The organism is Lottiidibacillus patelloidae, assembly GCF_002262935.1.
GTDB classification, from domain to species: Bacteria; Bacillota; Bacilli; order Bacillales; family SA5d-4; genus Lottiidibacillus; species Lottiidibacillus patelloidae.
Map to the genome: position 1 here is coordinate 158,193 of NZ_NPIA01000005.1, position 23,901 is coordinate 182,093.

Genomic DNA, 23,901 nt, shown 5'->3' on the forward strand with positions numbered 1-23,901 from the left:
GGAGAATGATGAAAGCGATTGAAGTGACCAATTTAACAAAGTATTATCGTAAAGTTAAAGGGATTGAGAACATTAACTTTTCGGTGGATGAAGGAGAAATTTTTGGTTTTATTGGGCCTAATGGTGCAGGGAAAAGCACGGCAATACGAACATTACTTAATTTCATTTATCCCACTAGTGGTGGTGCACAAATCTTTGGTAAGGATATCGTAAAAGAGACAAAAGAAATACGTGAATTTATTGGTTATTTGCCTTCTGAAGTGCATTATTATGATGATATGAAAGTAAAAGATCTACTCGAATACTCCGGCAAGTTTTATAAAAGTTTCGATAAAGACTACTATAAGAAAATAGCTCATTCATTAGACTTGAACATTGAGCGAAAAATAGAAGATTTATCTTTTGGGAATCGAAAAAAAGTCGGTATTGTTCAAGCTTTATTACATAAGCCTAAGCTTCTAATTTTAGATGAACCAACAGGTGGACTAGACCCTTTAATGCAGCAGTCATTTTTTGAGATATTAAAAGAAAAGCAAAAGGAAGGGACAACCGTATTCTTTTCTTCCCACTACTTAGGAGAAGTGCAGAAGATGTGTGATCGGGTAGCAATCATTAAAGATGGTTCGATATTGAAAGTAGAGCGCATTGAAGATTTGCGTAGTACTCAATTTAGAAAAGTATATATAAGCTTAGCTAGTGATTATAAACAAGACCTTACAATAAATGGTGCAATGGATGTAAAAGAGGACGGGGAGCAAATGCAATTTCTTTACAATGGAGAGGCCCGAGAGCTTGTGCAACAATTAGCTTCTTTTCCTCTCCGCGATATTCGAATTGAAGAGCCGTCTCTAGAAGAAATATTTATGCATTATTACGAGAAATAAGCGAGGTGATAAGATGATTTTTAAAAGAGAACTAGTTAAAGCACAAAAAGGGTTATGGATATGGTTTACTATCTTGGGTGGACTAATTGTTATGATGTTAAGTATGTATCCAGAAATCAGCAAAAGCACAGAGAATATTAATGAACTGCTTGAATCTTATCCAGACGCATTAAAAGCTGCTTTTAATATCGATCAATTAGGATTTGATACCGTGATAGGGTTTTATTCTATAGAAGGTTACTTATTCGCTACCTTATTTGGGAGCATATTTGCAGTCCTTTTAGCTGGAAATATTGTAGTAAAAGAAGAAAGTGATAAAACGGCAGAGTTTTTATTATCTAAACCTATAACTCGGAAAGAGGTAATTACGCAGAAGTTATTCGCATTATTGGCAGCGATCACACAGTTTAACATTTTATTATCGGCTGCTACTTTTATTGGATTTAAAATCGGAAGTGATGAAGTTGTTCCACTTAAAGTATTTCTCTTAATTTCAATCGCGCCTTTCTTACTGCACATAACATTTGCATCACTAGCGTTTTTAGTCTCAAGTGTAATGAGAAAATCAAAAAGTATTATGTCTATTTCTTTAGGGATTGTGTTCGTTACCTACTTTTTAAACATCTTAGCAAGCATTACAAATAAGGCGGAATTCTTAAAGTACTTTAGTCCATTTGAATATATAGATTCTGTTACTATAATAGTTGAGCAAACAATAAAACCGTTATATTTAGTATGTATGACTTTAATCATTTGTGTAAGTATTGTAGCTTCCTATGTTATTTACCATAAAAAAGACTTAGCAGTTTAACTTTGTAAGATTATTAATTAATGAAAATTGTTTTAGATTAAAAAAGCGATGCACCCAAGTGTATCGCTTTTCCTATACTATTACTTTTGGCCTTTCGGAAATCGAATAGTATTTGAACTATAGCCACTTGTTTGCGCTAATAATGTTAAGGCTTCATTGTAAGATAACCCAGATGAGGCATTGCGTTGCTTTACTTCATCAATATTTGTACCAGCAATTGTGTATTTGCTTGATTTTTTCAAAAGATACCACCTCCACCAACCTATTTTTTACCATTTTTAAAGAAAAATGCATAAAAAAGCTAAATGTCATAAACTAAAGAAAAAGAGATGGGGGATTTATGATGAAAAAGAGAAAAGCGTTAGTCCTCGGAGCAACTGGCTTTGTTGGCAGACAACTAGTAAACATACTGTTACAAAATGAGCAATATGAAGAAGTAACTGTGCTTGTTCGCCGCTCGTTAAAAATTGAAAATAAGAAGTTAAATGAACAGCTTATTAATTTTGAAAATATGAAAACATATCAAGCCTTATTTGAAGTAAATGATGTCTTTTGTTGTCTAGGAACGACAATTAAAAAGGCAAAAAGCAGAGAACACTTTGAAAAAGTTGATCTTGAATATCCACTTTTAGCCGCGAGATTAGCAAAAGAAAGTAACGCAGAAAAGTTTTTGGTGACCTCAGCTATGGGTGCAAACAGTAAGTCTAAGTTTTACTACAATAGAGTTAAAGGTAACCTGGAAGACAAATTAAAATTAGTTGGTTTAAAAAGTTTACATATCTTCCAGCCATCACTCCTTTTAGGAGAAAGAGATGAATTCCGTTTAGGAGAACGTATAGGGGCTTTATTAATGAAAGAATTACATGTTATTTTAATCGGACCGCTAAAAACATATCGAGGGATTTCCGGTGAAAAGGTAGCGAAATCAATGTTAAATATTGCATTACATGGACCTCAAGAAGGAGTTCATACTTATAAATCTGCAAATATGCAGGAAACAATATAGAAAACTAATCTAAATCTACCACCGCTATCCTACTCCATAAGCGGTACTTTTCCCCGATATGCTTTACGAGTATTGAAGTGGTGGTTTTTAAGATATTTTTTTATGGCTTCAATGGGCGTGTTTGTAAATATATAGGTAAATGCTCGCTAGTTCCTTTCACAATGCTATCACCAATTATTTTGCTCATTACGTTACTATATACTAATCCATTATCACCGAAACAAAGTAAAAAATAACAATGAGGTAACTCTTCGTACATTCCAATCATCGGTAACCCATCATGTGTTCCACCATAAAATGCCGCATAATAGTATTCAGGTCTCACCTTAATAGTGGGAAACAACTCATTAAAAACTTTTATTAACTTATTTTTCTTATTAATTAATTTTGCATCGCGTATTTCTGCAAGGGATGTTGGCTCATCTAATCCTCCAATAATCACTCGATTATCATTGGTCGTTCTAATGTACAAGTAAGGTCTTGCAGTCTCCCAAATAAGTGATCGCTTATACCAAGGGTAGAAAGTATCTTCTGTTAACTGGTTCGTAAATAAAGCATAAGAACTTTCAAGAGAAGTGTTACGTTCTTTCTTAAATTGAAAATATTCATATCCAGTAGCAAAGATAACATGTTTTGCTTTAACACTACGTTTGTTTTTTGTGAATAAGGTGGCATTGTGTTTCTCTAGTTTTTTACCGATAATTTCTGTTCGTTCATATACTCGGACCCCTCGTTTGGCAGCTATGTTAATTAAGTTATGTGTATATATATAAGGATTAATTTCTGCATCATTTAATGTCGTTATAGCTGCATCCTTCGTAAAAGAATATCTCTTGCCAATGTCTTGTCTTGTTAGCCACTCAACAGGAAAGTTGTACTTTTTTAAAATATTATATTCCTTTTTAAGCATTGAGACATCGTCAGGAGAGCTAGAAAATAATAAACTATCTCTCCGTTGAAAATGTGGATTAACATCCATTGTCTTTGATAATTTTTCAATATCATCGATTGCCAGTTTGCAAAGGCGATGATGCAAAGCAGCAATTTCCTCGCCAAAAGAATGTGCTAACTGATGGAACATTTTATCACCAATATACTGCAATAGAGCTGTACTGACGACAGTACTCCCCCGAGCGACTTCTCGTTTATCTATAACAACAACATTGAGGTCGAATTGACTTAAATAATGAGCGCAATGTGCTCCGGAACAACCAGCACCTATGATTAACACGTCGCATGAAATATTCTCGTTTAACTGCTCATAAGTAGGGGCATCTAGGTAGGTTTGTGGCCAAAAATATGTTCCACTATGGAGATCCATTATTACTTTCCTTTCGTAATCAGACATTCACTTATAGTATGCGCAGCAAATAATTAGAAATGTAACGTGTGAAATGATTACCAATTAACAAAGAAATTTGTTAAAGTAATATTGGAAGCTAAACATTTATTAAAGTGCTTACATAGATGAAATATTGACATACTAATAATATTTGAATGGAGGGAATTTTCATGGCAAAAGTATTAGATAGTTTTTTACAAGATAACTTAGAGGACTTAAAAACAAGAGGGTTATACAATGAAATTGATCCATTAGAAAGCCCAAATGGACCGACTATTAAAATTGGTGGCAAAGAGCTTATTAACTTATCTTCCAATAACTATTTAGGATTAGCAACAGATGACAGATTAAAAAAAGCAGCAATTGACGCTGTAAATACATATGGTGTTGGTGCAGGTGCTGTACGAACAATTAACGGAACAATGAAGTTACATCTAGAATTAGAAGAAACAATTGCAAGTTTTAAAAAGACAGAGGCGGCTATTGCATATCAATCTGGATTTAACTGTAACATGGCTGCTATATCAGCTGTAATGAATAAAAATGATGCCATTCTTTCAGATGAATTGAATCACGCATCAATTATTGATGGATGTCGCCTTTCTAAAGCGAAAATCATTCGAGTGAAACACTCAGATATGGATGACTTACGTGCAAAAGCAAAAGAAGCAACAGAATCTGGATTATACAATAAAGTAATGGTTATTACTGACGGTGTTTTCTCGATGGATGGTGACGTTGCTAAACTTCCGGAAATTGTAGAGATAGCTGAAGAATTTGATTTAATAACATATGTCGATGATGCTCATGGCTCTGGCGTGTTAGGTAAAGGTGCAGGAACTGTAAAGCATTTCGGTCTACAAGATAAAGTTGATTTTCAAATTGGAACTCTATCTAAAGCAATTGGTGTAATTGGTGGTTATGTCGCTGGAAAGAAACAGTTAATTGATTGGTTAAAAGTAAGTAGCCGTCCATTTTTGTTTTCAACAGCTTTAACACCTGCTGATGTAGCTGCTGCAAAAAGAGCAATAGAGATACTTGCAGAAAGCACTGAATTGCATGACAAGCTTTGGGAAAGCGGAAATTACTTGAAAAAAGGTTTAAGTGAGTTGGGCTTTGATATTGGAGAAAGTGAAACACCTATTACACCTGTTATTATTGGTGATGAAGTAAAAACACAAGCATTCAGTAAACGTTTAAATGAAGAAGGCGTATATGCAAAGTCAATTGTGTTCCCAACTGTACCAAAAGGAACTGGGCGAGTACGTAATATGCCAACAGCCGCTCATACAGAAGAAATGTTAGATAAAGCTATAGCTATTTATGAAAAAGTTGGAAAAGAAATGGGCATTATATAAAATTACATTTGCTTAGTACGGAGGATACAATATGAAAAAGATTTTAATAACCGGAGCATTAGGTCAAATTGGCTCTGAATTAACGATGAAACTAAGAAATGAATATGGCCATGAAAATGTTATTGCCACCGATATTCGCCAACCTGAAAGTGAGGTTGTAACTTCAGGGCCGTTTGAACTACTTGATGTAACTGACCATGAAAAAATGTTAGCGATAGCGAAGAAGTATAATGTCGATACGATTATGCATTTAGCTGCACTATTATCGGCAACAGCGGAGGCAAAACCACTATTAGCATGGAATTTAAACATGGGTGGCCTAGTTAATGCCCTTGAAGTAGCTCGTGAATTAAATTGTAAATTTTTCACGCCTAGTTCCATTGGAGCATTTGGTCCGAGTACGCCAAAAGATAACACGCCACAAGATACGATTCAACGTCCAACGACAATGTATGGGGTGAATAAAGTTTCTGGAGAACTATTATGTGACTATTACTATCAAAAATTTGGAGTAGATACACGTGGGTTACGTTTTCCGGGTTTAATCTCTTATGCAGCTCCTCCAGGTGGAGGTACGACGGATTATGCAGTAGATATATACTATAAAGCATTAGAAGAAGGTAAATATACTTCCTACATTAATAAAGGTACATACATGGACATGATGTATATGCCAGACGCGCTAAATGCTATTGTAGATTTAATGGAAGCAGACCCTTCAAAATTAATTCACCGTAATTCCTTTAACGTAACAGCGATGAGTTTTGAACCGGAAGAGATTGCTGCAGAAATACGTAAGCATATTCCACAGTTTGAAATTAGTTATGATGTTGACCCGGTACGACAAGGAATTGCTGATAGCTGGCCAAATGCGATTGACCCAACTTGTGCTAAAGAAGAGTGGGGCTTTAAAGCAAAGTATGATTTAGCTAGCATGACGAAAGATATGCTAAGCAAACTAAAGGCGAAATAAATAAAAGTATTTGAAAAAGCTACCCATTTTAAATTAACGGGTTCGGTTGCTGGGGAGAAAACATTAAATAACATTATATTTAGAGACATAATTCGTAGATGAATTATCGTCTCTTTTTTTATTACTATATCAATGGTTTTAAGAAATTAACATATGAATTAGCATTACTTTTGACACTAATTTTAGCAACACAACATAAATTTATGCGGTGTTGCTAAAATTAGTGCTAAAATTAGTGCTAAAACTGGTGTGAATTGGTTATACTATTAGTATGCTAATTTTCAGACTGGAGGTATATAAGGATGAAATTCATTAAACCAAAGAACGATAACGCTGAAAATGTAGATTGGCTTGTATCAGAACGTGTAAGGAATTTAGTAAAAACTTATGCAGAATACACGGAATATACCGAAAGTGAAATTGTGAATAGGTTCCTATTAAATCTTCTTGATGACAGAGACTTCATTGCTTGGATTGAAAGCAAAAGAAACAATCGAAGAATTGTAAAACAGCTTGAGATTGAAGGGTTAGTAGGTGACGAAAAGATTGGCTAAATTAAAACGTTTGGCTACAAGAGAAGATGGAAATTTAGTGGATGTCCTCTCGCCTCTTTCAATGAGTGAAATCGGTGAGAGAAACAAAGATTATAATGTTCTCACTCCAAAACAGTTTGGTACAAAATATAAAGATTTACTTTTCGCCCCAACTGAATTTACGTGGGATGGTTTCACATATCAAATTCAATACAATCATTGTGCGAATCCGTATTGTAAGTACCATAGTCAACCGCAAGTGAAGTACCCGACTAAAGGAAAACCTACCCGTTATAAACTTTCAGGCATTTCAACACACAAATCTATAAAATGCAATCCAGACCCAACAGGTACTGCTGGAGGTGTATTAGGTTGCTACACCTCCACTTTATCTAACTGGTCTGTTGCTCAAGAAATCCAACGTCTCGTTCGAATAAATTCAGTACAAGATAATGAACCTAATTATGTATTTCACAAGGCAGGGTGTATAGCTGAAGTTTCAACACCATTTACCGAGCCTGAATCGTTCTATAAACAAGGTAAAGGTAGATTAGGGACCCAAAGATTTCAATGTAAAATCTGTAAAAAGAAAACAACATTAACACCTGGTAGAGAACAATCTTCTACCTATAATCAAAAACGAAATGAAATCAACCTATCATTTGCAAAACTACTATTAAGTCGAACGCCTGTAACGAAAACTTGTGAATTTTTAGGGATTGGCAGAGGAACCTATTACGATAAATTAGAATTCCTCTATCGTAGATGCTTAGAATTTTTAGAAAGACACGAAATCAAACCCTTACAAAAATTAGAATTCAAAGAAATGTGGGTTAATACAGATAAAATGACCTACTATTTGAACAATGTACGTCAAAAAGGAATGGGCGGCAGCCGATACGATGATGTAGAAGAAAATCAGTTCCCTACTCACACTGTTGTATCTGCTGATGTGGAATCTCGGTATGTGTTTCGAGGTGACGTAGCCTATGATTGGGAAGTCGCACTTGGAGATATTGCCTTAGATACAGTCTTACAAAAAGAAGACCATTTAAATGAATTTGCTAAAAAACACGCTCATTATCCAAAGTTTAGTCATTATCCTCAGCCTCCTTCTGCTAACGATACTCAAAATAAAAGCGAGTATTATAAGGAACTTACTTTGGTGGAACGAAGAGCCAAATATACAGATGGTTTACACGTCGGTTCGACTTACACAACAATTGCACATCTATGGCTTATTAAACAACTTGTAAAGGCAAGAGAATGGCGTTTTGTGACCGATGAAGACCATTCGCTTATGACTTCTATCAATCGTGTCTTTTCGAAGGAAATACGACTATCTGACGCTCATCATTTTCTTTGTCAAACGGATAAGACCAAAACAAGAAAACAAGCTCGTGAAGAATTCGTACAAGCGAGAGTGGATTTAATAAATTGGGGAACACTGCGAGGCTATGGAACAAGGTCATTACGAAAACTAGCTTACCTTCAAATGTCGGAGTTATTTGAAACACACACTTTTCATAAAGAAGTGATAACACCATCTGGAACTCATTTGGAGTATGCTGACAACCCTATTTTACATCCGCTCGCCACTATTGATAGAGGTAAGCGTTCTGTGGATTGCACAACGAATCTATCGTCCCTAGAACCAAAGGATGTAGCTTCGTTGATGTTGAACGTAAATGATAATGCTACTAACACATTCATTCATCATATTCGAAGAAGTATATCTATCCTTGAAAGACCTCTGACAACAGCACGCGGTGATGGTAAAACTTATATCTACTCAAATTTCAACCCGAAATATGCACAAATGGCTATAACTATTCTTCGAACCTATTACAACTTTTGTAAGCCTTATAAGACGAAAGATATAACTGCAACACCCGCACAACGGTTGGGTTTAACTGATAAACAATTCTCTTTAAAAGATATAATTTACCTTAGATAAATCATCCTATTTTTAATGGGATGATATTTTTTTGAAGGAATACCTTGCATAATTAAGTAATATTATTTATAGTGAAATAGGAGGTGAGATTATGGAAGTAAATAAAGAAGTTTTAAAAGGTCATATTGATACGTTGATTTTGTCGCTTTTACATAGTCAGGATATGTATGGGTATGAATTAGCTAAATTAGTGAGAGAAAAAAGCGAAGAACAATTCGAACTAAAGGAAGGAACGCTTTATTTGTCTTTAAAGCGATTAGAAAAAAATGAATGGATTTCTTCTTATTGGGGTGATGAACAAGGACCTGGAGGAAGAAGAAAATATTATAAACTTACGCCTTTAGGTGAAGAAGGGTTTGTAGAAAAGCGTAAGGAATGGCAATTTGTTAAACAAATTATTGATAAATTTATTGAAGGGGGAGATAAAGTATGAAACAGATAGAAAAGTTTGTGGATGAGGTTTATCAAAGTGCAAGTGGAAACAAAAAAGAAATAGAAGAGTTAAAAAAAGAGATGAAAAATCATCTGTTAGAATCGGTTCACGAATTGAAATCAGAAGGAAAGAGTGAACAAGAAGCAATTGAGCTTGCAATAGAAAGATTTGGCGGAGAAAAAGAAATACGTTCTGTTGTGGGACAACTGTTTAAAGCACAAAAAGTATTTGCAAAATGGATGCTTAATTTTGCATTAGTTTTTCTTGTACTAGGTTCAGTGATATTTGCAACAATGATGTTTATCGGTGATAAAAATTATGAAAAAAGTGAAGAAGTAGCTTTCAACTTACTGGAACGTCTAGGTGAAAGCGAAGTATTGACGGCGGAAATAAAAAAAGAGATTACAACGATAGTTGAAGAAAATGAAACAATTAAACGAATTGAGGTTTTTAATCTTGATAACAACCCTGATGCTTTAAGAGGAGAACCAGATTTTATGTACCAAAAGGATATTTGGATATCAGAAGTATTTGGTAACGGTTGGGACAATAGTGGAACCGATGAAGAACACGTTTGGTTTGTTGGTATTGGTACGAAAATCCACGATAGTTTAGCATTTAATATATTTCTTGTAGGTGTTTCAATATATTGGGTTTTATTTACTCTTTGGGCGATTATCAATGCTCATCATAGAAACCGCTTGAATGCTGGATGGATTATTGCATTTGCTTTCTTCAATGTTATTGGTTATCTGGTTTATTCTTTGAGAGGGAAAAATGCAGCACTTTCTGACAAATAAGAAAGCAAAAAACGCTCAGGACTACCTGGGCGTTTTTATATGTTATTTTAGTTGTTATTTCTTTGTTAAAACATTAGTTAATTGATGTCTTATTTACAGTAATATTTTGCATTTTCTCCTCAACAACCGAACCCGTTAATTTTAAATAGGGTAGTTTTTTTTTGTAACGTATACGCGAAAATAAAAAAAGTAGAAAAATAAAGAAGTATATTAAAATACACCATTACCTTACCATAGTTTTTTGGTATAATTTAATAGAATATTAAAATTATTTAACCGTCAAGTAGTGAAGGGTGAGAAATTTGGGCAGTTTAACTAGTGTTGAGATGGCCGTTTTAATATTAGTACCATTATTAGCATTATCCATTTATTTTAATTTGGCAACATTAACAGCGGATGAAAAAGACGGAAAGAAAAAAGGGCTGATTACAATAGCTAAGGAAGCGATTGCCAAAAGCCTATCTAATAGACGACGAAGCTATAGAATTAATTTTATGGATGAAAAGCAAAGTTGTTATTTAACTGTTATTAATGTTGGAGACAAAAATGTGAATGAAAAACCTATTGAAGGTAAAGGTAGATTAGTAGATATTAGTGGCACAGGCATGAGAGTTATATTTGATCAACATTTACCTGTACGAGATAAAGTTATTGTAGCGGTGAAATTCGCACTAGAAGAGGATTTTAAATTAGAAGGGCATGTAGTTAGAAAAACAGAAACATATAAAGATTCTTTAATAACATATGGCATCGATTTTAAAAAAATATCAGTAGTTGATGAAAGTCGCCTAATAAGAATTATCATGTCTTTTAACCGTGACAAGAAGCGGTCAACTTTACCTAAACGAAAAAAACTAAATAGAACAATATAGAAAATGCCAAAATAAGCTCGCTATTAAGTGAGTTTTTTTGTTTAAAAATTCTTAAAACATTGACACTTCATAAGTGGAGTCCTTAAAATTAATTTAGACTGTATAAACAAGGAGGAAAAAATGAATAAAAATTCCTTTCAATTAACGGAAAGTTTTGCAATGGAACTTGATAAAGCAGATGTATTAAATAAATACCGAGATGAATTCTACCTGCAGCCTAACAGCATTTATATGGATGGAAATTCATTAGGATTAATATCAAAGAGAGCAGAGAAGACACTTTTAGAGTCGATAGAGGATTGGAAAACATTAGGGATAGATGGCTGGTTAGAAGGTAAGCACCCGTGGTTTTATCTATCAGAACGATTAGGTTCGTTAACTGCCCCTTTAGTTGGTGCTTTAACAGAAGAAGTAATAGTAACTGGTTCTACTACAGTGAACTTACATCAGTTGGTAGCTACGTTTTACCAACCAAAAGGAAAACGTACTAAAATCTTAGCAGATGAATTAAATTTCCCTTCTGACATCTACGCACTTCAAAGTCAGTTGAAGCTTAAAGGCTATGATCCAAATGAGCATTTGGTCCGAGTGGAAAGCCGTGATGGTAGATTAATAGAGGAAGATGATATTATTGCTGCAATGTCGGATGAAATTGCCTTAATTATATTACCAACAGTTCTTTACCGAAGCGGACAACTACTTGATATGGAAAGGTTAACAAAAGAAGCTCACGACCGTGGAATACTAATTGGCTTTGATGGATGTCACTCTGTTGGTGCAATCCCTCATGAATTAAGCAAGTGGGGCGTTGACTTTGCATATTGGTGTAATTATAAATACTTAAATAGTGGACCTGGTGGAGTTGCTAGCTTGTATGTAAATAAAAAACATTTTAATCAGGTTCCTGGACTTACTGGTTGGTTTGGATCAAGTAAAGATAAGCAGTTTGATATGGAGCATATTTTTACACCTGCAGAGCACGCGGGAGCTTTCCAAATAGGGACTCCACATGTATTTAGCACTGCACCATTGTTAGGGTCATTAGAAATTTTCACAGAAGCTACAATTGATAAGGTTCGTGAAAAATCACTCTATAGCACTGCTTATATGATGTACTTAATGGAAAGTGAGCTTGCAGGTTTAGGATTTGAAATCGGAAACCCAAGAGACGATGTTCGCCGCGGTGGTCATGTATGTTTAGAACATAAGGAAGCGGCAAGGATATGTAAGGCACTAAAAGCTAATGGTGTAATTCCAGATTTCCGTTCACCGAACATTATTCGCTTAGCACCGATTGCGTTATACAACACATACCATGATGTTTGGAAAGTAATTCAAATTTTAAAACGTATAATGAATGATAAAGAATATGAAAAATTTGAAAACAAACGTGGAGTAGTAGCCTAAGGGGGACGTTCGAATATGAGTTTAATTGATATTTCTCGCCCTTTACAAAAAGGTGTTCCGAATTGGCCAGGGGATACGGAGTTTAACTACGAAGTAAGCTGGTCAAAAGAACAAAGTGGTTCTGTAAATGTAGGGAAAATAACAATGAGTATTCATACAGGTACACATATTGATTCGCCATTTCACTTTGATAATGAAGGGAAAAAAGTGAAAGATTTAGATATTAATATTTATGTTGGTGAAGCACTAGTAGTCGATATGACTGGAAAAGATAGTATTGGCGCAGATGACCTAAAGCACATCGACTTCGAGGGTGTCGAAAGAATATTATTAAAAACGAACTCATGGAAAGATGCCACTATTTTCCCGGAAACAATTACGTATTTACGTCCAGATATTGGACAATTTCTATCGGAACAAGGTGTAAGACTAATTGGTGTGGATGTTCCATCTGTTGACCCATTAAATAGCAAAGAGCTAGAAGCACATCATGGCCTTCATAAACATGAGATTTATATATTAGAGGGAATTAACTTGGAACATATTGTACCAGGCCGCTACGAACTAATGGCCTTACCTCTAGCATTAAGTGAGGCAGATGGTAGTCCTGTGCGAGCAGTATTAAAACCAATCCTTTAGGAGGAATAAAAATGAATCAAAACAAACTATCAGATTATGAAAAGTATATTCGTACTGAAGAATTACTGAACTTACAAAAGAAACAAGAAGAACTTTGTTGTGAGGATGAGTTAACATTCCAAATGGTTCACCAAATTGCCGAATTACATTTTAAATTAATCTTACAATATTTAGACTTAGCTAAAAAGCATATGGAAAACAAAGAAATTATCGAAGCTACAGCGCAAATGAAACGTGTTAATTTACAAGTGAAACATGTCCCAGAAGTGTTCAGCATGACTAAGGTTATTAGTCCAAGAGACTACCATACGATCCGTCTTTCACTAGGGCAAGGAAGTGGGCAAGATTCGCCAGGGTTTAATGCAATTTTAAAAGAAGGACCAACACTTTATGAGCCGTTTGCAAAGTTACTTGAAAATAGAAACTTAACAGCACTTGAACTGCATAAAACATTTAGAGAGAACTTTGATTTATATGAACTCATGAAAGAGATGAACCAATTTGACGAAGCGTTCCAAAGCTTTCGTTATCATCATTTTCAAATTGTGCGTCGCATGATCGGTATAAATACAAATAGCTTAAAAGGCGTTCCTGCTCAAATGTTACAAAAAGGCATGCGCCAAGAGTTTTATCCAGAACTTTGGCAAGCGGTATGCGAACTTACTGATTGGACTGGAAGTAGTTATGACGCAAAACCATTAGAAGATTAGCAGATTTTAGACTCGCAAATTTTTTGCGGGTCTTTTTTGCGCCTTAAAACTGGTCAAGTAACGTATTCAGTATAACTGTATATGTCATAAGGTCTATTACAGTTTTGTACATCCGGCATATTTTGAGTGAACAAAAGTCCAAACATCATTAAACTCTATTGCTTTCGTTTCAATTACAGTGCTTAATGAAATGTATAAATATTCTGTATATTAAGTTGCTTTTGAAATGAAATTAGGAGGAGTTAAGATGAACAGAAAAGGAACAGGTAAGTTTTTGAAAGTGCTATCAACAGCATTTTTAACAAGTCAGCTTTTATTTGTTGGAAGTGGATCAGCTTTTACTAATCTACCAAGCTCTGATATTTCTTCTGTAGAAAGCGGAGTTATGTTGCCACCTCATGAGGATGGGCACGACCATTCCGAAACACGAATCTTTGATGTGAGAGAAAGCATGCAAGTCTTTAAACCTACTGAGGATCAAATAAATGCTGTCAGTAAACTAGGATCTAAAGTTCATATTAAGTGGAATGAAAAATTCGGAACGCCTTCAATGATTGTGAAAAATGAAGGTTATTTAACTGCTGCTACTAGTGGTGATGCAGTGACAATTGCTCGAAATTGGCTAGAGGAAAATGCAGCAATTTACGGATTAACGGCAGCAGATATTGCAAACTTTAAAGTAATTAGAGACTTTGAATTACCTGGTACTGGATTGCACCCAGTGACATTCCAGCAAACATTTAACGGAATTGAATCGGTCTACGGAGGACGGATTATCGTAGCTGTAAATAGAGACGGGAAGATACTTTCAGTTACAGGAAACCCAAGTCGTTCCGCTAAGTTAATTGGTGAATATAAGCTAACGGCAGCTGATGCGTTAATGAAAGCAGTCGCTTTGCACAAACCAATAGTTAATTTCATGCCAGAAGCATTAGAAGACGAAAATGGATGGGACGTATTTTCAGGATTAGAGGTATTCCCAACTGTCCAGCGTGTGAAAAAAGCTGCTTTTATTACGAATGACGGTGTTCGTCCAGCATTCCGTGTTTTATATGTAGAAGAGCTGGATAAAGGGTTTGAAATTGTAATTGATGCAGAAACAGGAAAGAAACTGTATCAACGTTCATTAGTTGATCATTTAACAGGGGCTGCTGAAGGATTAATTTTTGAAAACTTCCCAGGTTCAAAAGATGGTGGTGGTTATCAAACAGTTAAGTCGTTTGCAGGTGATCCTATAGCCTCTCCTTTAGGTTGGATATTCTCAAATACAGGTGCGACAAGTGTTACGACACTAGGTAACAATGCTGATACATTCGCGAACTGGAGTAACTTTTTAGCTCCTGAAGCACCTGGTGTCGTTCGTCCTTATGCAGTAAATGGTAAGTTTAAATATACATTTAAAGATGCTTGGGCAACAACAAACAATGCTAATCCAGAAGGGACAGTAGCAACGTCCTATTCAGAAGACGTGTATAGTGCTACGACAAACCTTTTCTATCATCATAATCTTTTTCATGACTATTTATACAATCTAGGTTGGACAGAGCCTGCTGGTAACATGCAAGCAACCAACATGGGTCGTGGAGGTTTAGACGGAGATCCAATTTTAGGCCTTGTTCAAGCTGGAGCTTTATCTGGAGGGGCACCGACGTATACTGGTCGAGACAATGCGTACATGTTAACACTTCCAGATGGAACAGCAGCATGGAGTGGAATGTTTTTATGGGAGCCAATTGCAGGTGCTTTTGAAGGCGCATATGCAGATGGTGATTTTGATGCAGGGATTATTTATCATGAATACTCTCATGCACTTTCTAATCGTTACGTAGCAGGTGGAGAAGCATTAGGGAGTCATCAAGCTGGCTCAATGGGAGAAGCTTGGGGAGACTTCTTCGCAATGCATTACTTAATGAAAGAAGGATTACAAAAGGAACCAGTGGTAGGTGCTTATGTAACAAATAACAACGAAAGAGGAATTCGTAATTATTCGTTATCTGAATCACCGTATAACTTCGGTGATATTGGTTATGACATTCTTGGACCACAAGTACATGCTGATGGAGAGATTTGGTCTTCAATCTTATGGCATGTTAGAACAGCGCTAATCGATGAGTATGGGAAAGCAGAAGGTGAAAAAGTAATCGAACATCTTGTCATGGATGCAATGCCAATCTCGACTCCAGATCCATCTTTTGATGAAATGCGTACTGCAATTATTGCAGCAGAATACGATCGTTATGGTGGAAAGTATAGCAACACAATTTGGAAGGCATTTGCCCAACGAGGTTTAGGAGAAGGTGCAATCTCTGATGGAAATGATACAGATGTTACTACAACATTCAAGCATCCTGATGCAACAGAAAATGGAAAGCTTGTTGGTACATTTATTAATAAAGATACAAAAGAGCCTTTAGAAGGAATTAGAGTAATTGTCGGGCAGTTTGAAGCTCGTACTAGTGAAGTTGTAAAAACAGATGAAAACGGAAACTTTGCTTTTGATATAGTAGATGGCACGTATGATATCACTGTTCAAGCACAAGGATTTGGCTCTCATACATTTAAAAATGTGATAATTACTAAAGGGAAAACAACTAAACTTAACAAACAGCTATCACCTAACTTGGCATCAATGTTTAACGGAGCAACAATTTCTCCTAACAGTACAGATGAACAAGAAAGTAATCCATTAAAGAATGCAATAGACGATACAGAAGGAAGTGTTTACGCTTCTTCCGTACAAGAAAATGGATTTATGGGAACTGAGTTTATTGTCGACTTGGCAGGTGATGAGCCAGTAACCATTTCACACATTCAAGTAAGTGCATTTAAGGACATTGCTAAATCTCGTTATGCTACTTTAAAGGATTTCGAAGTTCAAGTATCTGAAGATGGCTTGAATTGGCAAACAGTTGTGGATGATACATTTACTTACGGTTTACCAAGACCAGCTACTCCAGATTTACATTATAGAGGATTTGATATTAATCCTGTTACAGCAAAATATTTAAAATTAGTTGCTAAAAGCTCACAATATAATGGAAAAGGATATATCCAGGTTGGAGAAATTCAAGCATTTTCATCAAAGAGTAATGATGTTGAACAAATTGAAATTGCACCGCTACCAGACTTCGAATCAGGACCATTCACAATTCTAGGTGGTAATGCTGCAAATGGAATTGGTCAATTAGCTGGTGTAGATGCTACTGGTGGAGTAACAGAAAATGAGTTTATAACTACTCAAAATCCTAACCCTGTTTCACAAGGTGTGGATGGTTATGTCATTACACTCCCATCAAATGATGGAGACCGTTATAATTACGGAGGTTATAATGTAAGTGTCATTGGAGATAACTCAACGGCACTAGATTTAGATGTATACTTCTACGATAAAAACTTTAGTCTCATTGGTTCCATCGCAACTTCGGGCGCGAATGAATCTGGAGTAATCCCTGGTGGAACACGCTATATTTTTGTAGCATTATACACAGGAGCTAATGTTACAGTAAACGTAAAAGCAATAAGTCCATACTAGAAAAAAGGGATGCCAAATTAATTGGCATCCCTTTCTAGTAAAGTAAATTTTGGTATTTGCAACAGCGTATGAAAATGATTAAATTACCCAGTTTCCATTTCTAAATACTGCTTCAATTTTTCCGTCCTCTGTTTCACCATCTATATTTAACTCGCCAGAACCTATCATGAAATCAACATGAGTGATACTATCATTTAAACCATCAGCTATAAGGTCAGCTTTTGTCATTTTATTTCCACCTTTATATGCTATAGGGATGCAGTTTCCGAGCGCTAAATGACACGAAGCATTTTCATCATATAACGTATTATAAAAGACGAGATTTGAATTTGAAATTGGTGAGTCATGTGGTACTATAGCGATTTCTCCAAGGTAAGAAGCACCTTCATCTGTTTCTAATAAATGTTTTAATGCATCATAGCCTTTCTCGGCATTAAATTCTATGACTTTTCCATCTTTAAAAGTAAAACTAAAATTCTCTATTAAGGTACCAGATAAGTTTAATGGCTTTGAACTTGAGACGGTACCATTAACTCCATTTTTTAAAGGTACAGTAAACACTTCTTCAGTTGGTAAGTTTGGTACAAAATCTATCCCTTTTTCATTCGTAAACTCTGCGCATATCCAATGTTGTTTCTTAGGAAGTTCAATCGTTAAGTTTGTCCCAGGACCGCTATAATGTAAATATTTATAGCGCTTGTTATTTAATAAGCTTGCTTTCAAATTTAATCGTTCAATATGTTGTTCCCAAGCCATAACAGGATTTTCTTGGTCTACTCTTGTCACGAAGAAAATCATTTCCCAAAGCTTTTCCAATGCTGACGCAAGTGGCTCGCCAGGAAAAACAGCTTTCGCCCAAGCTTCGGTTGGAATGGATACAAGTGACCAACTAATTTTACCGCTCCCGATCATTTCACTCATTTCTTTCATAGCTGATCCCATAGCTTTTTTGGAAGCTGCCACTCTTTCTGGAGCTACATCTTTTAATAAATCGGGATTAGGGGCATAAATGTTTAGAAATGCGCAGTTATCTTTCGCTAATTGGGTCATACCATCTACTTTCCATTGTGGAACTTCTTCTAGAGCTTTAAAAGGTGCATGAGTTGCTTTAAGTAAATTTATCTCTTCATCGTGATACTCAACGTATACGAGATATGCACCAGCTTCGTATGCAGCTTTTGTGACATACCTAACGTACTGTGCGGCTTCAATGGGTGCTTGAATAACAAGCTTCTGCCCTTTTTGAATATTAAGTCCAATGTGAATTGTTACTTCTGCGTATTTCTTTAATAATTTATTGAAATTATCCATGCAAATACTCTCCCTTAACTGTCTCTTAAAATTATAGACGAGAAGGGTAGAGGATATGTTACAAAGAAATAGAAAAAACGAAGAGAGATTGATTTATCTCACTTCGTTTTTTAAATAATTTAGTTACTGTAACGATTTCTTCTATAAAGGAAAATTGTTAATACTCCTATAAATAGGAGAAGTACCCCAGTTACTAAATAATTGTAATAAGATGTTGCCGTTGCAGGCAACTCTTGAGGAATTGGCGTTAATTCAATATCATGCCTAACTATTTCTTGGTTTACTTCAATAACAGGACTTTCATAAAGTTCATAACCATTCTTCTTAACTAAAATGTAGTAATCCGCTTCAGGATATACCATGTACGCATATTTACCTTCAACACTACTGTTTTGCGGATTGTGATTATCATTTGGTGGGAAAGTAAGAATTGGAAGTTCTACTAAAGTATCCTTCACTCTTCCATTTTCTTGATTTCGAACTGTGTCAGCATAATATAACTCAACTACAGCACCTTCAATAACCTCACCAGTTTCTTTATTTGTAATAGTACCGTATGGATCAATTAAACAAGAGGAGATATTTAATTCACCATCATTTGAAATAACGACAGCTAAACTTGACACTTGAATTTTTGAACCATCTTCAAATACATAATAAAACTTTAAAGTGTAAGCTTTATTAACATCCAAGCCATCTATGAGAAACACTCCAGTACGTGCATCAACAGAGCCATTTAGACTAGTAATGTCCCCACTTTCATCCTCAACTTCAACAATAATGCTATCGTAGTTTTCTAAACTTAACGTACCATTACTACCATCACTCAAGAGAATAATACCGGTAGCAGATTCAGTAGAATAGAATTCGTCTGTGCCAGAACCACTTACAGAACCGGCAGTTACACTTTGTTTAAAGGTAACATCTTGCATTGTATTCCCAATTAATACTGGTTTTGTAATTTCTAATAAATAGCTAACATTTCCGTTAGGTATTGTAATGACATACTTTCCTTCTACATCGCTAAGTACAGTTGTTGTAAAGTCAATCGTACCATCTTGATTAAAGTCAGAAGATAATACGACCTTTGCGTTATGAATTGGTTCATTTGTTTCATTATCAATGACAACACCTGAAATGATAGCAGGGTTAAAAGAAATAGATATTTGTTCTTGTTCTACAAAGTTACCATCGAGATTATAGGCCTTTGCGCTAACAAGGTATGAAAGAGTTTCATCACTTTCAGTTTTAGCAGAGACATATTTTACAGTTGCAATCCCAGTCTGGTCTGTAAATGCAATGAAACCTTCAGGGAATGAGCCTACAGGTGCAGAAAACTTCACTTCATAGTTTACTAGAGGTTCACCATTAGTATCAGTTAACTTTGCTGTTAAAATTGTATGGTCTATTCCATTTCCTAAGATATTCTGTGGTTGTGCTGATAAATCAATAGTAATGTTTATCTCAGTTTCATCAATTACATTTGGATCAACAACCTTGAAGGAAATGCTAACTGGTTCACTGACATTTCCTTGGTCATCTTCTGCAGTTACAGTCACTATATGAATCCCTTCCGAGAGAATAGGTGTTGGATGATATATCCATTCACCATTTTCATTAGCTGTTAGTGTAATAGGTTCGTTGTCATCTAAAACTAACGTGACCTTACTTCCAACATCGGCAGTTCCAGTAATAGGTATATCTCCTAACTCTAAAACACTATTATCTAGAGGATTATCAATACTTACTTCTGGAGCTAAAGTATCAATCGTTAATGATTGTGTAGCAGTCGTACTATTTCCAGCTTCGTCAGTAATCGTAGCTGTCACTTCATACGTACCATCAGTTAATTCATCAACATCGATTGTCCATGTCCCATTAGTAACAGTAGTCGTGTAACTCTTACCATTTAAAGTAATAGTAACTACTGAGTTATCAGGAGCATCAGTCGTCCCACTAACAGTAGGAGTTGAATCATTTGTCGTACGCTCAGCTCCACCATCAATTGTAAGAGTTGGTGCAGTAACATCGATTGTAATTGTAATAGATGTACTCTTCGGATTACCTAAAGCATCAGTACCGGTAGCTTTTACAGTATAAGTACCTTCCAATAAGTTTTCCGTTGGCGTGTATGTCCAGTTTTCGTTTGCCACAGTAGCATGTCCAGAGTGAACAACACTATTGTTTTCATCAATAAATTCAACAATGACGGTACTACCTGCCTCAACAGTACCAGTAACTGTAGGAGTTTGGTCGTTTAAAACAGCTCCATTTTCAGGAGAAGTAATGGCAATAGTTGGTCCAGTCGTATCAATTGTTAATGACTGCTTAGCAGTCGCGCTATTTCCAGCTTCATCAGTAATCGTAGCTGTCACTTCATACGTACCATCCGTTAGTTCATCAGTATCGATTGTCCATGTCCCATCAGTAACAGTAGTCGTGTAGCTCTTACCATTTAAAGTAATAGTAACTACTGAATTATCAGGAGCATCAGTTGTCCCACTAATAGTAGGAGTTGAATCATTTGTCGTACGCTCAGTTCCACCATCAATTGTAAGAGTTGGTGCAGTAACATCTATGATAAAGCTCACTGAAGCTTCTGTATCATTTCCGTTATTAAAGGTAGAAATTGCTTTTGCTAAATATGTTCCATCAGAAAGACTACTAACAGTATTGTATGTCCAGTTTCCATCTTCATCTAGCTCGGCAACGCCAGTTTCAATAATCTTTTCTAACATATCATAAATCGTTATTGTAACTTTATCACCATTTGTTGTACCTGATATTATTGGATGATAATTGCTTAGTAATGCACCTTCTTCAGGTGAATCAATTTTTAATTCTGGTCCTATTGTAGATAAAATTAACGTTTGTGTTTTTGTAGAAACATTTCCAGCTTCGTCAGTAATCGTAGCTGTCACTTCATACGTACCATCAATTAATTCATCAACAGTGACTGTCCAAGTGCCATCAGTAACAGTAGCCGTATAACTTTGCCCGTTTACAGTAACAGTAACGATTGCACCATTAGGAGCATCAGTTGTCCCGCTGACAGTAGGAGTTGAATCATTAGTCGTACGCTCGGTTCCGCCATTAATTGTAAGAGTTGGTGCAGTAACATCGATTGTAATTGTAATAGATGTACTCTTCGGATTACCTAATGCATCAGTACCAGTAGCTTTTACAGAATAAGTTCCTTCGTTTAAATTTCCTGTTGGCGTGTATGTCCAATTTTCGTTTGTCACAGTAGCATGTCCAGAGTGGACAACACTATTGTTCACATCAATAAATTCAACAAGCACAGTACTACCAGCTTCGACAGTACCTGTAACTGTAGGAGTATGATTATTTAAAATAGCTCCATTTTCAGGAGAAGTAATGACAATAGCCGGTCCAGTCGTATCGATTGTTAATGACTGCTTAGCAGTCGTAGTATTTCCAGCTTCGTCAGTAATCGTCGCAGTCACTTCATACTGACCATCAGTTAGTTCACCAACATCGACTGTCCAAGTGCCATCAGTAACAGTAGTCGTGTAACTCTTACCATTTAAAGTAATAGTAACTACTGAGTTATCAGGAGCATCGGTTGTCCCGCTAATCGTAGGAGTAGATTCATTAGTCGTACGCTCGGTTCCGCCATTAATAGATAATGTAGGCTTTGTCGTATCAACAATTAAGTTTATAGAATCACTTGCTGTTTGTCCTTGCTCCTCTACAGAAGCACTTACAACGTATGTTCCCTCAGCTAAAGCTTCTGGCCATTGCACTGACCATGAACTATTAGAAACAGTTGTAGTATATGACGTGTTATTAATCGTTACAAAAATAGTAACACCGTCCATTGCGTTGGATGAACCTGTGAAAACAGGAGTAACAATATTAGTGACTAGTGGGTTAATCGTATCAATATTTATATTTAATACTTTTGCTTCAGCAACAGATAATTCAATCGATGAAGTTGAAGTTTGGTTTATTTCATCGGTTATTGTTGCTTTTACTTGATACGTCCCTAAAGGTAAATTACTGTTTGGGGTAAATTCCCATACACCGTTTGCAAGAGATGCACTTCCAGTAGCAACAACATTGTTTCCGTTAATAAATTCGACTACGATGTTATTAGTAGAAGTTCCACTAGTATAGGAACCTGAGATTGTTGGTGTGCTATCTGTAACTGCACTGCCAGTACTCGGCGTTGTAATGGTTATTTCAGGAGCAATAATTTGAGAAGGATCAACAGTTAATTCTTGTTCGTCGATACCAAATTGCCCATCTTCCTCAACAATAGCCGAAACATTATATACACCATTATTTAAAGCGGTAGTAACAAGTGTTTGCCACTGCCCGTTCTCGACAGTAGTTTGATAAGTATATGTTTTTGTTGGATCTGATTTTAAATATAAAGTAACATCAACAAAGCTACCGTCAGCTGCAGATGAAGATCCAGAAATTAAAGGTGTGTTGTCATTTGTTGTTTTTGTATCGCCACCAGCGATTTCAATAGTTGGTGGATTTGGTGTTGTACCATTAATTAAAATAGGTTCACCCCATGCATCAGCAAAAGATGTCGGATGCCCACCCATTCTATCCTTGTTATAGTTACTAGCATTTGCAGATGTCGCATAGAAAAGTTGGATCATGCTAGTTGGTGTTAAGCCTGTAACGGCCGCAAAATCTGTCCATGGAACAGCCCAATAAGCGAAGAAATCTTGGTCATTATTAAAGTTACTAAGAGAAACATCAATGGGAAGTGCGTCAGCATAATCTATTGCTGGACCTGTCCAAAGCCAATCTTCGGCTTGATCTCCCCAACTATCTAGCTCTTTATCCGTATTTTTACCAATTTGAACAGTTTCTGCTAAACCGTTTAGAGAAACCATGTATTCCCAATCATGTTCATTCCCGTCAGTATTAAACAAAACAGTCCAAGCATATTGGTCAAAGTTATCATTTTTATTGTTTAAAGGGTTTGCATCAAGGCGCATTTTGAAATATAAGTATGTAGAATCATAGGAGTAAGAGACTGCGGGTAATTCACTATTACCAGCTATGTCTGTTGAGTTAGGGTTTTGATCTAAAGGGTCATTTCCTTCTCCGACAGCGTATGGTAACCAATCCACGTTGCTAAAAATTTGATTACTACCATACTCAGAAAAGGCCCTATTAAGAGGGAAGACCGATTGTGAGAATAATAGAATAAAAGTTAAAAATAAAGCGAGTTTCCTTTTCATAAATACCTCCGAATAATATTTGACAATACATATAAGTATACCATTGGAGTGGCGAAATTTGTCGTATTATTATAAAAAATGCAATTTTTTAGTAAAAGAAGCTAT

General features: G+C 35.8%; 18 protein-coding genes. 14 read left to right on the plus strand and 4 right to left on the minus strand.

Annotated elements, in window-relative coordinates; genetic code table 11:
- Window positions 1–8: 8 nt before the first annotated feature.
- Together CIB95_RS10725 and CIB95_RS10730 are read left to right on the plus strand one after the other, a co-directional pair.
- Window positions 9–884, plus strand: a complete 876-nt coding sequence (locus CIB95_RS10725) for an ABC transporter ATP-binding protein (protein ID WP_094925241.1) — start codon at window positions 9–11, stop codon at window positions 882–884.
- Between the two features lie 13 nt (window positions 885–897).
- Window positions 898–1,695, plus strand: coding sequence for an ABC transporter permease subunit (locus tag CIB95_RS10730; RefSeq protein ID WP_094925007.1), 798 nt, complete (start codon window positions 898–900; stop codon window positions 1,693–1,695).
- An 80-nt stretch (window positions 1,696–1,775) separates the two neighbouring features.
- Here CIB95_RS10730 and CIB95_RS16355 read toward each other — a convergent pair whose 3' ends face one another.
- On the minus strand, window positions 1,776–1,937 hold the full coding sequence (locus tag CIB95_RS16355; RefSeq protein WP_198949192.1) for a hypothetical protein: 162 nt from the start codon (window positions 1,935–1,937) through the stop codon (window positions 1,776–1,778).
- Between the two features lie 98 nt (window positions 1,938–2,035).
- Between CIB95_RS16355 and CIB95_RS10735 the strand changes: the two genes are divergently transcribed.
- On the plus strand, window positions 2,036–2,701 hold the full coding sequence (locus CIB95_RS10735; protein WP_233144116.1) for an NAD(P)H-binding protein: 666 nt from the start codon (window positions 2,036–2,038) through the stop codon (window positions 2,699–2,701).
- A 100-nt stretch (window positions 2,702–2,801) separates the two neighbouring features.
- Here the strand turns inward: CIB95_RS10735 and CIB95_RS10740 are convergent, their stop codons facing one another.
- Complete coding sequence (locus CIB95_RS10740) at window positions 2,802–4,022, minus strand: NAD(P)/FAD-dependent oxidoreductase (protein WP_094925011.1); 1,221 nt, start codon at window positions 4,020–4,022, stop codon at window positions 2,802–2,804.
- A gap of 191 nt (window positions 4,023–4,213) precedes the next feature.
- Here CIB95_RS10740 and CIB95_RS10745 point away from each other — a divergent pair, with 191 nt between their 5' ends.
- From CIB95_RS10745 to CIB95_RS10795, 11 genes are all read left to right on the plus strand, one after another.
- Window positions 4,214–5,401: a glycine C-acetyltransferase gene (locus CIB95_RS10745; protein ID WP_094925013.1), complete on the plus strand. Its 1,188-nt coding sequence runs from the start codon at window positions 4,214–4,216 to the stop codon at window positions 5,399–5,401.
- 31 nt (window positions 5,402–5,432) lie between these two features.
- Window positions 5,433–6,374 carry an L-threonine 3-dehydrogenase gene (locus tag CIB95_RS10750; protein ID WP_094925015.1) on the plus strand — a complete coding sequence of 314 codons (942 nt, stop codon included), beginning with the start codon at window positions 5,433–5,435 and terminating at the stop codon, window positions 6,372–6,374.
- A gap of 302 nt (window positions 6,375–6,676) precedes the next feature.
- The gene (locus CIB95_RS10755; protein WP_094925017.1) at window positions 6,677–6,928 is read left to right on the plus strand and encodes a hypothetical protein; all 252 of its coding nucleotides are present in this window, start codon (window positions 6,677–6,679) and stop codon (window positions 6,926–6,928) included.
- Entirely contained in the window at window positions 6,921–8,864 is a 1,944-nt protein-coding gene (locus CIB95_RS10760) for an insertion element protein (RefSeq protein WP_094925019.1), read from the plus strand. Before CIB95_RS10755 ends, CIB95_RS10760 begins: the two co-directional genes overlap by 8 nt.
- Window positions 8,865–8,955: 91 nt before the next feature.
- On the plus strand, window positions 8,956–9,297 hold the full coding sequence (locus CIB95_RS10765) for a PadR family transcriptional regulator (RefSeq protein ID WP_094925021.1): 342 nt from the start codon (window positions 8,956–8,958) through the stop codon (window positions 9,295–9,297).
- On the plus strand, window positions 9,294–10,097 hold the full coding sequence (locus CIB95_RS10770) for a permease prefix domain 1-containing protein (protein ID WP_094925023.1): 804 nt from the start codon (window positions 9,294–9,296) through the stop codon (window positions 10,095–10,097). The genes CIB95_RS10765 and CIB95_RS10770 overlap by 4 nt, the downstream gene beginning before the upstream one ends.
- A gap of 302 nt (window positions 10,098–10,399) precedes the next feature.
- A complete protein-coding gene (locus tag CIB95_RS10775; protein WP_094925025.1) occupies window positions 10,400–10,969 on the plus strand; it encodes a PilZ domain-containing protein in 570 nt (189 codons plus the stop codon).
- Between the two features lie 120 nt (window positions 10,970–11,089).
- A complete protein-coding gene (gene kynU / locus CIB95_RS10780) occupies window positions 11,090–12,376 on the plus strand; it encodes a kynureninase (protein WP_094925027.1) in 1,287 nt (428 codons plus the stop codon).
- A 15-nt stretch (window positions 12,377–12,391) separates the two neighbouring features.
- On the plus strand, window positions 12,392–13,015 hold the full coding sequence (kynB, locus tag CIB95_RS10785) for an arylformamidase (protein WP_094925029.1): 624 nt from the start codon (window positions 12,392–12,394) through the stop codon (window positions 13,013–13,015).
- Between the two features lie 11 nt (window positions 13,016–13,026).
- A complete protein-coding gene (locus tag CIB95_RS10790; RefSeq protein ID WP_094925031.1) occupies window positions 13,027–13,725 on the plus strand; it encodes a tryptophan 2,3-dioxygenase family protein in 699 nt (232 codons plus the stop codon).
- Window positions 13,726–13,972: 247 nt separating this feature from the next.
- A complete protein-coding gene (locus CIB95_RS10795) occupies window positions 13,973–17,257 on the plus strand; it encodes a M36 family metallopeptidase (RefSeq protein WP_233144118.1) in 3,285 nt (1,094 codons plus the stop codon).
- A 78-nt stretch (window positions 17,258–17,335) separates the two neighbouring features.
- Here the strand turns inward: CIB95_RS10795 and CIB95_RS10800 are convergent, their stop codons facing one another.
- On the minus strand, window positions 17,336–18,568 hold the full coding sequence (locus CIB95_RS10800; protein WP_094925033.1) for an aminopeptidase: 1,233 nt from the start codon (window positions 18,566–18,568) through the stop codon (window positions 17,336–17,338).
- A 119-nt stretch (window positions 18,569–18,687) separates the two neighbouring features.
- Window positions 18,688–23,796: an Ig-like domain-containing protein gene (locus tag CIB95_RS10805; RefSeq protein WP_094925035.1), complete on the minus strand. Its 5,109-nt coding sequence runs from the start codon at window positions 23,794–23,796 to the stop codon at window positions 18,688–18,690.
- Window positions 23,797–23,901 lie beyond the last annotated feature (105 nt).

Excerpts from the sequence above, each read along its gene's own strand:
- CIB95_RS10725 (WP_094925241.1), top strand. The coding sequence starts at position 9 with ATGAAAGCGATTGAAGTGACCAATTTAACAAAGTATTATCGTAAAGTT.
- CIB95_RS10730 (WP_094925007.1), top strand. The coding sequence starts at position 898 with ATGATTTTTAAAAGAGAACTAGTTAAAGCACAAAAAGGGTTATGGATA.
- CIB95_RS10735 (WP_233144116.1), top strand. The coding sequence starts at position 2,036 with ATGATGAAAAAGAGAAAAGCGTTAGTCCTCGGAGCAACTGGCTTTGTT.
- CIB95_RS10740 (WP_094925011.1), bottom strand. The coding sequence starts at position 4,022 with ATGGATCTCCATAGTGGAACATATTTTTGGCCACAAACCTACCTAGAT.
- CIB95_RS10745 (WP_094925013.1), top strand. The coding sequence starts at position 4,214 with ATGGCAAAAGTATTAGATAGTTTTTTACAAGATAACTTAGAGGACTTA.
- CIB95_RS10750 (WP_094925015.1), top strand. The coding sequence starts at position 5,433 with ATGAAAAAGATTTTAATAACCGGAGCATTAGGTCAAATTGGCTCTGAA.
- CIB95_RS10755 (WP_094925017.1), top strand. The coding sequence starts at position 6,677 with ATGAAATTCATTAAACCAAAGAACGATAACGCTGAAAATGTAGATTGG.
- CIB95_RS10765 (WP_094925021.1), top strand. The coding sequence starts at position 8,956 with ATGGAAGTAAATAAAGAAGTTTTAAAAGGTCATATTGATACGTTGATT.
- CIB95_RS10770 (WP_094925023.1), top strand. The coding sequence starts at position 9,294 with ATGAAACAGATAGAAAAGTTTGTGGATGAGGTTTATCAAAGTGCAAGT.
- kynU (WP_094925027.1), top strand. The coding sequence starts at position 11,090 with ATGAATAAAAATTCCTTTCAATTAACGGAAAGTTTTGCAATGGAACTT.
- kynB (WP_094925029.1), top strand. The coding sequence starts at position 12,392 with ATGAGTTTAATTGATATTTCTCGCCCTTTACAAAAAGGTGTTCCGAAT.
- CIB95_RS10790 (WP_094925031.1), top strand. The coding sequence starts at position 13,027 with ATGAATCAAAACAAACTATCAGATTATGAAAAGTATATTCGTACTGAA.
- CIB95_RS10795 (WP_233144118.1), top strand. The coding sequence starts at position 13,973 with ATGAACAGAAAAGGAACAGGTAAGTTTTTGAAAGTGCTATCAACAGCA.
- CIB95_RS10800 (WP_094925033.1), bottom strand. The coding sequence starts at position 18,568 with ATGGATAATTTCAATAAATTATTAAAGAAATACGCAGAAGTAACAATT.
- CIB95_RS10805 (WP_094925035.1), bottom strand. The coding sequence starts at position 23,796 with ATGAAAAGGAAACTCGCTTTATTTTTAACTTTTATTCTATTATTCTCA.